The following is a 9,119-nucleotide window of genomic DNA, read 5'->3' on the forward strand; positions in this document are numbered from 1 at the left end:
CCGTCGTGTGGCTGTCCCCCAAATGGCGCAACTCGAACGCCGGCCGGGCGTTCTCCAGTGCGTGCTGCGGCGGCCGGCCGCAGCCCTCGTCCAGGAGGAGCCCGAAGTGAAGAACCTGAAGAAGGCCGCTGTCGTCACGATGATGGCGGGCGGCCTGATCGCGGCCGGCGCCGGCATGGCCTCCGCGACCCCCGGCGGCGCCGAGGCCGACGGCGTCGCCACGAACAGCCCGGGTGTCGGCAGCGGCAACGTGCTCCAGGTGCCGGTCCACATCCCGGTGAACCTCTGCGGCAACACCGTCACGGTCATCGGCGCCCTGAACCCCGCGTTCGGGAACGCCTGCGTCAACGTCTGACCCGGACCCGCGCCGTCACCTCTTCGACCCCCGCAGCCGGGCGTCGACCCATGCCAGCAGGAGGAGCACCACCCATGAACAGCATCGCCAAGAAGGCCGCCCTGGCCGTCGCCGCCGCCGGAATCGCCGCGGGCGCCTCGGCCGGATCCGCCTTCGCGGCCTCGGGCGCCGAGGCCGACGGCGCGGCCACGAACTCCCCGGGCGTCGGCTCGGGCAACCTGGTCCAGGCCCCGGTCCACGTGCCGGTCAACATCACCGGCAACAGCGTCAACGTCATCGGCGTCCTCAACCCGGCCTTCGGCAACGCCACCGTGAACCGCTGAGGCGGCACCCGAAGCGGGCCCCGCGGACCACACCGGTCCGCGGGGCCCGCGGCGCGACGGCCCCTGCCGTGGGCCGGGCTTCAGGCCCCGCCCCGCTCCCGTTCCTCGACGTACGCGTTGTACGCGGCCACCTGGGCCCGCCGGGCCGTCCGCTCCACCGGACGCAGCGCCTGCCCCCGGGCGGCCATCTCCGAGGCGCTCACGGCGCCGCCGTGCCCGTTCTCGTACGCCAGGGACACCAGGAGCCCGACCCGCTGCGCCAGCTCGAGGACCCGCACCGCGCGCGGCGGGTACCCGGGAGCCAGCACCTCGCGGCCCCGCTCCGCCCGCGCCCGGTACGCGTCGAGCGCCGCCTCGGCCACCGGGCCCGAACCCGCCACGTCGAGCCGCGAGAGCACCTCCGTCGCCTCCCGCAGCGCCTCGGCCAGCTCGCGCTCCGCCTCGCCGAGCGACGGCACGTCGGCCGGCGGAGCCTCGCGCACGGGCAGGCAGTGCCAGACGACCTCCACGTGGACATCGCCCTCGGGCCCCGCCTCGTACACCTCGGGCACGAGGCCGTACGGAGCGCCGAACCCGACCACGGCCTCCTCCGCCTCCAGCGCCCGGGCGTTGAACGCGGGCGGCCCGCTGAGCCCCAGCGGATGGCCGGCCGTCGGCAGCGCCACCCGCAGGCCCGTCACGCCGAGCGCGCGCAGACGGCCCATGGCGAGCGTCAGACCGACCGGGGCCGCCTCGCCGGGCAGCCCCTCGACCCGGTGCACCGCGTCCTCGCCGACCATGGCGAGCACTGCGTCATCCGGGGAAACAAGTCCGGCCAAAAGGGCGTTTCCCCATGCGGCCAGGCGTCCTGAGCGTGGTTCCGAGAGCATGCACACAGCCTAAGGACCGGCCTCACGACAGGAACGCCCGGCCGGTGGCGTAGGTTTTATCCGGGGGCCGCGTTGAATGGCGCGAGCGACGACCGAGACTGCAATGGGAGACAGCGCGCTCATGAGCGATGTACTGGAGCTTGAGGACGTATCTGTGGTCCGCGAGGGCCGGGCTCTGGTGGACCAGGTCTCCTGGTCGGTCAAGGAGGGGGAGCGCTGGGTCATCCTCGGCCCGAACGGCGCGGGCAAGACCACCCTGCTGAACGTCGCGTCGAGCTACCTCTTCCCGAGCACCGGCAGCGCCACCGTCCTCGGCGAGACCCTCGGCAGGCCGGGCACCGACGTCTTCGAGCTGCGCCCGCGCATCGGCGTCGCCGGCATCGCGATGGCCGAGAAGCTGCCCAAGGGCCAGACCGTCCTCCAGACGGTGCTCACGGCGGCCTACGGCATGACCGCCGGCTGGCACGAGGACTACGAGGAGATGGACGAGCTGCGCGCCCGCGCCTTCCTCGACCGCCTCGGCATGAGCGACTACCTCGACCGCAGGTTCGGCACCCTCTCCGAGGGCGAGCGCAAGCGCACCCTGATCGCCCGCGCCCTGATGACCGACCCCGAGCTGCTGCTCCTCGACGAGCCCGCCGCCGGCCTCGACCTCGGCGGCCGCGAAGACCTCGTACGCCGCCTCGGCCGCCTCGCGCGCGACCCGATCGCCCCCTCGATGATCATGGTCACGCACCACGTCGAGGAGATCGCCCCCGGCTTCACCCACGTCCTGATGATCCGTCAGGGCAAGGTGCTCGCCGCGGGACCGCTGGAGCTGGAGCTCACCTCCCGCAACCTCTCGCTCTGCTTCGGCCTCCCGCTCGTCGTCGAGCAGCGCGACGACCGCTGGACCGCCACCGGCCTGCCGCTCGGCTGACGCACGGCCGGGACCCGGCTGATCGGCGCCCTGTCCCGAACGGGACCAGCGGTCCTACGATGACCACGTGGACATCGACGCATGGGTGTGGTGGCTCATCGGAGCCGCCGCACTCGGAATCCCGCTCGTACTGACCGCGATGCCGGAGCTCGGCATGCTCGCCGTGGGCGCCGTCGCGGCCGCCGTGACCGCGGGCCTCGGCGGCGACACGGTCCTCCAGGTCCTGGTCTTCGCCGCGGTCTCGGTCGCACTCATCGCCGTCGTACGCCCCGTCGCGGCCAGGCACCGGGCCCAGCGGCCCGAACTGGCCACCGGGGTCGAGGCGTTGAAGGGCAGATCGGCCGTCGTGCTGGAACGGGTCGACGCCGGCGGCGGCCGCATCAAGCTCGCGGGCGAGATCTGGTCGGCCCGCTCGCTCGACGCCGGCCTCGCCTTCGAGGCGGGCCAGGAGGTGGACGTCGTCGAGATCGACGGGGCGACGGCCGTCGTCATGTGAATCCCGCACGGGCCGCGCGGAGGTCTGACAGACTCGACCCGCAAGATCTTTATCGGGAACGCCGAGGCATGAAGGGTACGGGGAGCCACGATGCAACCCATCATCATCGTCCTGATCATTCTGGTGGTGCTGGTCTTCATCGCCCTGATCAAGACCATCCAGGTCATCCCGCAGGCGAGCGCCGCCATCGTCGAGCGCTTCGGCCGCTACACGCGCACGCTGAACGCGGGACTCAACATCGTCGTCCCGTTCATCGACTCGATCCGCAACCGCATCGACCTGCGTGAACAGGTCGTCCCCTTCCCGCCCCAGCCGGTGATCACCCAGGACAACCTGGTGGTCAACATCGACACGGTCATCTACTACCAGGTGACCGACGCGCGGGCCGCGACCTACGAGGTCGCCAGCTACATCCAGGCGATCGAGCAGCTCACCGTCACCACCCTGCGCAACATCATCGGTGGCATGGACCTGGAGCGGACCCTCACCTCCCGCGAGGAGATCAACGCGGCCCTGCGCGGAGTCCTCGACGAGGCCACCGGCAAGTGGGGCATCCGCGTCAACCGCGTCGAGCTCAAGGCGATCGAGCCGCCGACCTCCATCCAGGACTCGATGGAGAAGCAGATGCGCGCCGACCGCGACAAGCGCGCCGCGATCCTCCAGGCCGAAGGTGTCCGGCAGTCGGAGATCCTGCGCGCCGAGGGCGAGAAGCAGTCCGCGATCCTGCGCGCCGAAGGTGAGGCCAAGGCCGCCGCCCTGCGCGCCGAGGGCGAGGCCCAGGCGATCCGTACGGTCTTCGAGTCCATCCACGCCGGAGACCCGGACCAGAAGCTGCTCTCCTACCAGTACCTCCAGATGCTGCCGAAGATCGCCGAGGGCGACGCCAACAAGCTCTGGATCGTGCCCAGCGAGATCGGCGACGCCCTCAAGGGACTGGGCGGCGCGCTCGGCAACTTCGGCCCGATGGGCGGCGGCCCGTCCGCCCCGTCCGGCAAGGAGCGCCGCGAGCAGCCGCCGATCGACTGACGGCCCCGTAAGGGGCCCGGCGACAGGGGTCTACGCCGCGGGGACGGGCTGCGCCGCCGGCTGTGCCAGCCAGTGCGGCAGCGAAGCCAGCTCGTCCCTGCCGAGCGCCAGGAGCATCGCGTCCGCGGGAGTCGGCTCGAACGGCTGCCGCAGCAGCGGCATTCCGGCCTCCTCGGGCGTCCGGTTGGCCTTGCGGTGATTGTCCATGGCACACGAGGCCACCGTGTTCAGCCAGGAGTCGGCGCCGCCCTGCGACCGCGGCAGCACATGGTCCACCGTCGTCGCGCGCCTGCCGCAGTACGCGCACCGGTGCTGGTCCCTGACCAGGACGCCCCGCCTCGACCACGGAGCCTGTCTTCGGAACGGCACCCGCACGTACCTGCACAGCCTGATCACCCGCGGCACCGGTATGTCGACCGCCGCCGCGCGCACGCGCAGTCCGGGGTGGGCGTGTTCGACCACGGCCTTGTCCTGGAGCACCAGAACGACGGCCCGGTTGAGCGTCACCGTCGAGAGCGGCTCGAAGCTCGCGTTCAGCACCAGCGTGTCCCGCATCAACCTGCCCACCTCCCGTATGCACCGGCCCACCCCGTGGCGGGCTTGGATCAACTCTGGCCGGGCACGCCGAGATGGACAACGCAATAAAAAATGCCCGTCCCCGATCACTTCCATGACCGGAGACGGGCGAACAGGCGATGAACGCTCAGTTCACTTCGGGTGGCTCAGCCCTCGGCGGGCGCGGCGTACTCGGCGACGAGCTGCGCACGCGCGAGCGTGTGGAACCGCAGGTTGAAGCCGACCGCCGCGGGCGGGGTGTCCGCGTCGGGACCCAGCTTCTCCTCGTCCACCGCGTACACGGTGAACACGTAACGGTGCGCCGGGTCGCCGGGAGGCGGCGCCGCGCCCCCGAACTCCTTCGACCCGTAGTCGTTGCGCGCCTGCACCGCACCAGCGGGCAGCCCTTCGAACGTGCCGCTGCCCGCACCGGCCGGCAGCTCGGTGACCGAGGCCGGGATGTCGAAGACGGTCCAGTGCCAGAATCCGCTGCCCGTGGGGGCGTCCGGGTCGAAGCACGTCACGGCGAAGCTCTTGGTCTCGGGCGGGAAGCCCTCCCACCGCAGGTGCGGCGAGGTGTTGCCCGCCGCGTGGACCTGAGCGTCCTTAAGGACCGCCCCCGGTGCGACGTCCTCACTCACGACCGTGAACGACGGCACGGGCGGGTGGAAGTCATGGGGAAGCGGCGGCCTCTTCGGCTCGGTCACGTGAGCACCTCCTGGTCGATTGCTGTGCCCCCGAGCCTAGAACCAGTTGCGCTTGGAGCCGACCTGCGACAGCCACTCGTTCAGGTAGGCGGGCCAGTCCGTGCCCTGGAAGTCGTTCAGACCCACCTTGAACGAACGGAAGGAGTCACTGCTCTCGCTGAACAGTCCCGGCTTCTTGTCCATCTCCAGGACGACGTCCATCTCGCGGTCGTCGGCGACGAAGCTCAGCTCCACCTGGTTCAGCCCGCGGTACTGCTGCGGCGGGAAGAACTCGATCTCCTGGTAGAACGGCAGCTTCTGCCGCGTGCCGCGGATGTGGCCGCGCTCCATGTCGGCGCTCTTGAAGCGGAAGCCGAGCTGGATGAAGGCGTCGAGGATGGCCTGCTGCGCCGGCAGCGGATGCACGCTGATCGGGTCCAGGTCCGAGGAGTCCACGGCCCGCGCGATCTCCAGCTCCGTGGTCACACCGATGTTCATGCCGCGCAGTTCCTGCCCGTCGATGCAGGTGACGGGCGTCTCCCAGGGGATCTCCAGGCCGAACGGCACGGCGTGCACCTGGCCGGCCTGCAGCGTGAAGGCCCCGCCGAGCCGCAGCTTGGTGAACTCGATGTCCTGCTTCGTCTCCTGGTCCTGGCCCTCGACCTCGACCCGCGCCTGGAGCCCCACGGAAAGCCCCTCGATCTGCTGGTCGACGGATCCGCCCTGGATCCGCACCTCACCCTGGACCACGCCGCCCGGGACCACGTTGGCCTCGGTCAGCACGGTCTCCACGGAGGCGCCGCCGGCTCCCAGACTCGCGAGCAGCTTCTTGAACCCCATGACTCTCCTCCCCCAGGCCGCCGCCTGTGGTTCGTCTCGACTTGATTCCTTGATCGGTACATACGCCGGGAGCCCACGCGTGGTTCCGCGCACTCACCCCGGCGACCGGGCGGCCCGAAGGCCATCCGCGTACGGCGCCGAGTGCATTACGCTCGGATGGCATGTTCGCGGAGCCTGACCGTACGCCCTTGACCCGAGACTTCTTCGACCGCCCTGTGCTGGAGGTCGCCCCCGATCTGCTGGGACGCGTCCTCGTGCGCGACTCGGAGCACGGGCCGATCGAACTCCGCCTGACGGAGGTGGAGGCGTACGCGGGAGAGGCGGACCCCGGCTCCCACGCGTATCGCGGCAAGACCGCCCGCAACGGCGTGATGTTCGGCCCGCCGGGCCATGTGTACGTCTACTTCACGTACGGCATGTGGCACTGCATGAACCTGGTGTGCGGCCCGGAGGGCATGGCGAGCGCGGTGCTCCTGCGCGCCGGCGAGATCACCGAAGGCGTGGAGCTGGCCCGCAAACGTCGACTCTCGGCCCGAAACGACAAGGAACTGGCCAAAGGCCCGGCCCGCCTCGCCACGGCACTCGACGTGGACCGGAGCCTCGACGGCGCCGACCTCTGCGGCGACCCGAGCAGCCCCTTCTCGATCCTCACCGGAACGCCGGTCGAAGCCGCCCAGGTCAGCGAGGGCCCGCGGACCGGAGTAGGAGGGGAGGGGGCCGTGCATCCCTACCGCTTCTGGACGACCGACGACCCGACGGTCAGCCCGTACCGAGCCCATGTGCCGCGCCGCCGCCGAACTTGACGCACCCTTGGGGCCTCCGTAATGTAGTCCGAGCCGCTTGACCCGGTGACGGCAGTCTGCCGACAGCCGGAAGCGGCCAACCACTATTTATGACTTCCCTCAGTGAGGGCCTATTCGGCGTTTCCGCATGCCGAATGTGGAACTCACGGACTCGATCGGCCTCGATTATGAGTCACGGAGGGAATCCGCTAACGTAGTGGACACGCCGAAAGGCAGCCGAAAGGCAAAGGCCCTCCAACGGCCACCGGAAATGAAATCCGAACCGGGAACGGAACGGAAAACGGATCTGGTAGGGTTGGAAACACGAAATACCGAAGGGAAGCGCCCGGAGGAAAGCCCGCAAGGGTGAGTACAAAGGAAGCGTCCGTTCCTTGAGAACTCAACAGCGTGCCAAAAGTCAACGCCAGATATGTTGATACCCCGACTCACTTCGGTGAGTTGAGGTTCCTTTGAAAAAGTCCTGTACGGCATGACCGTGCAGGCAGCACAGCGAGGACGCTGTGAACCGGGGGGATTATTCCTCTCCCTGGTTCCGCTCTCGTGGTGTTCATCCCGGTAACGGGAAAACATTCACGGAGAGTTTGATCCTGGCTCAGGACGAACGCTGGCGGCGTGCTTAACACATGCAAGTCGAACGATGAAGCCCTTCGGGGTGGATTAGTGGCGAACGGGTGAGTAACACGTGGGCAATCTGCCCTTCACTCTGGGACAAGCCCTGGAAACGGGGTCTAATACCGGATAACACTCTCTCTCGCATGGGAGAGGGTTGAAAGCTCCGGCGGTGAAGGATGAGCCCGCGGCCTATCAGCTAGTTGGTGAGGTAGAAGCTCACCAAGGCGACGACGGGTAGCCGGCCTGAGAGGGCGACCGGCCACACTGGGACTGAGACACGGCCCAGACTCCTACGGGAGGCAGCAGTGGGGAATATTGCACAATGGGCGAAAGCCTGATGCAGCGACGCCGCGTGAGGGATGACGGCCTTCGGGTTGTAAACCTCTTTCAGCAGGGAAGAAGCGAAAGTGACGGTACCTGCAGAAGAAGCGCCGGCTAACTACGTGCCAGCAGCCGCGGTAATACGTAGGGCGCAAGCGTTGTCCGGAATTATTGGGCGTAAAGAGCTCGTAGGCGGCTTGTCACGTCGGTTGTGAAAGCCCGGGGCTTAACCCCGGGTCTGCAGTCGATACGGGCAGGCTAGAGTTCGGTAGGGGAGATCGGAATTCCTGGTGTAGCGGTGAAATGCGCAGATATCAGGAGGAACACCGGTGGCGAAGGCGGATCTCTGGGCCGATACTGACGCTGAGGAGCGAAAGCGTGGGGAGCGAACAGGATTAGATACCCTGGTAGTCCACGCCGTAAACGGTGGGAACTAGGTGTGGGCGACATTCCACGTCGTCCGTGCCGCAGCTAACGCATTAAGTTCCCCGCCTGGGGAGTACGGCCGCAAGGCTAAAACTCAAAGGAATTGACGGGGGCCCGCACAAGCGGCGGAGCATGTGGCTTAATTCGACGCAACGCGAAGAACCTTACCAAGGCTTGACATACACCGGAAAGCATCAGAGATGGTGCCCCCCTTGTGGTCGGTGTACAGGTGGTGCATGGCTGTCGTCAGCTCGTGTCGTGAGATGTTGGGTTAAGTCCCGCAACGAGCGCAACCCTTGTCCCGTGTTGCCAGCAAGCCCCTTCGGGGGTGTTGGGGACTCACGGGAGACCGCCGGGGTCAACTCGGAGGAAGGTGGGGACGACGTCAAGTCATCATGCCCCTTATGTCTTGGGCTGCACACGTGCTACAATGGCCGGTACAATGAGCTGCGATACCGCGAGGTGGAGCGAATCTCAAAAAGCCGGTCTCAGTTCGGATTGGGGTCTGCAACTCGACCCCATGAAGTCGGAGTCGCTAGTAATCGCAGATCAGCATTGCTGCGGTGAATACGTTCCCGGGCCTTGTACACACCGCCCGTCACGTCACGAAAGTCGGTAACACCCGAAGCCGGTGGCCCAACCCCTTGTGGGAGGGAGCTGTCGAAGGTGGGACTGGCGATTGGGACGAAGTCGTAACAAGGTAGCCGTACCGGAAGGTGCGGCTGGATCACCTCCTTTCTAAGGAGCACTTCTAGGCTGCTTCGGCAGTCCAGGGGCCAGTTCATCAGCGAACGTCTGATGCTGGTTGCTCATGGGTGGAACGTTGACTACTCGGCCTGGTTTCCGGGTCGGAGGCTGCAAGTACTGCTCGTCAGAGCGTGGAAAGCA

Annotated in this window: 10 protein-coding genes and 1 rRNA gene; 7 read left to right on the forward strand and 4 right to left on the reverse strand. The window is 67.9% G+C overall.

All coding sequences use genetic code 11. The annotated features are described in order from the left end of the window. Positions 1-106 precede the first annotated feature (106 nt). Positions 107-355 (forward strand): chaplin, encoded by a 249-nt coding sequence (locus tag DCW30_RS34105; protein WP_062783871.1) that lies wholly within the window; start codon positions 107-109, stop codon positions 353-355. 74 nt (positions 356-429) lie between these two features. Beyond that, the gene (locus tag DCW30_RS34110; protein ID WP_062783850.1) at positions 430-678 is read left to right on the forward strand and encodes a chaplin; all 249 of its coding nucleotides are present in this window, start codon (positions 430-432) and stop codon (positions 676-678) included. A gap of 80 nt (positions 679-758) precedes the next feature. Here DCW30_RS34110 and DCW30_RS34115 read toward each other — a convergent pair whose 3' ends face one another. Beyond that, the gene (locus DCW30_RS34115) at positions 759-1,547 is read right to left on the reverse strand and encodes a hypothetical protein (RefSeq protein WP_076686921.1); all 789 of its coding nucleotides are present in this window, start codon (positions 1,545-1,547) and stop codon (positions 759-761) included. 121 nt (positions 1,548-1,668) lie between these two features. Between DCW30_RS34115 and DCW30_RS34120 the strand changes: the two genes are divergently transcribed. From DCW30_RS34120 to DCW30_RS34130, 3 genes are all read left to right on the forward strand, one after another. Next, a complete protein-coding gene (locus tag DCW30_RS34120) occupies positions 1,669-2,466 on the forward strand; it encodes an ABC transporter ATP-binding protein (RefSeq protein ID WP_076689474.1) in 798 nt (265 codons plus the stop codon). Positions 2,467-2,533: 67 nt separating this feature from the next. Continuing rightward, positions 2,534-2,962 (forward strand): NfeD family protein, encoded by a 429-nt coding sequence (locus tag DCW30_RS34125; RefSeq protein WP_062783844.1) that lies wholly within the window; start codon positions 2,534-2,536, stop codon positions 2,960-2,962. Between the two features lie 90 nt (positions 2,963-3,052). Beyond that, positions 3,053-3,988, forward strand: coding sequence for an SPFH domain-containing protein (locus tag DCW30_RS34130; RefSeq protein ID WP_062783841.1), 936 nt, complete (start codon positions 3,053-3,055; stop codon positions 3,986-3,988). 30 nt (positions 3,989-4,018) lie between these two features. Here the strand turns inward: DCW30_RS34130 and DCW30_RS34135 are convergent, their stop codons facing one another. The 3 genes from DCW30_RS34135 to DCW30_RS34145 all read right to left on the reverse strand — a co-directional run bounded on the left by DCW30_RS34135 (position 4,019) and on the right by DCW30_RS34145 (position 6,069). Next, positions 4,019-4,543, reverse strand: coding sequence for an HNH endonuclease (locus DCW30_RS34135; RefSeq protein WP_062783837.1), 525 nt, complete (start codon positions 4,541-4,543; stop codon positions 4,019-4,021). Between the two features lie 167 nt (positions 4,544-4,710). Continuing rightward, on the reverse strand, positions 4,711-5,250 hold the full coding sequence (locus DCW30_RS34140) for a YbhB/YbcL family Raf kinase inhibitor-like protein (RefSeq protein ID WP_062783834.1): 540 nt from the start codon (positions 5,248-5,250) through the stop codon (positions 4,711-4,713). Between the two features lie 36 nt (positions 5,251-5,286). Further along, entirely contained in the window at positions 5,287-6,069 is a 783-nt protein-coding gene (locus tag DCW30_RS34145; RefSeq protein ID WP_076686922.1) for a sporulation protein, read from the reverse strand. Between the two features lie 161 nt (positions 6,070-6,230). On the opposite strand from DCW30_RS34145, the gene DCW30_RS34150 reads away from it, so the two are divergent. Further along, positions 6,231-6,872, forward strand: coding sequence for a DNA-3-methyladenine glycosylase (locus DCW30_RS34150; protein WP_076686923.1), 642 nt, complete (start codon positions 6,231-6,233; stop codon positions 6,870-6,872). A 569-nt stretch (positions 6,873-7,441) separates the two neighbouring features. Further along, positions 7,442-8,969: ribosomal RNA gene (locus DCW30_RS34160) — 16S ribosomal RNA — on the forward strand. Positions 8,970-9,119: the final 150 nt, after the last annotated feature.

It is taken from the genome of Streptomyces alfalfae (assembly GCF_004127445.1).
Taxonomy (GTDB): domain Bacteria; phylum Actinomycetota; class Actinomycetes; order Streptomycetales; family Streptomycetaceae; genus Streptomyces; species Streptomyces alfalfae.

Coding starts and splice junctions, on each gene's coding strand:
- DCW30_RS34110 (WP_062783850.1), top strand. CDS start 430: ATGAACAGCATCGCCAAGAAGGCCGCCCTGGCCGTCGCCGCCGCCGGA.
- DCW30_RS34115 (WP_076686921.1), bottom strand. CDS start 1,547: ATGCTCTCGGAACCACGCTCAGGACGCCTGGCCGCATGGGGAAACGCC.
- DCW30_RS34120 (WP_076689474.1), top strand. CDS start 1,669: ATGAGCGATGTACTGGAGCTTGAGGACGTATCTGTGGTCCGCGAGGGC.
- DCW30_RS34130 (WP_062783841.1), top strand. CDS start 3,053: ATGCAACCCATCATCATCGTCCTGATCATTCTGGTGGTGCTGGTCTTC.
- DCW30_RS34135 (WP_062783837.1), bottom strand. CDS start 4,543: ATGCGGGACACGCTGGTGCTGAACGCGAGCTTCGAGCCGCTCTCGACG.
- DCW30_RS34145 (WP_076686922.1), bottom strand. CDS start 6,069: ATGGGGTTCAAGAAGCTGCTCGCGAGTCTGGGAGCCGGCGGCGCCTCC.
- DCW30_RS34150 (WP_076686923.1), top strand. CDS start 6,231: ATGTTCGCGGAGCCTGACCGTACGCCCTTGACCCGAGACTTCTTCGAC.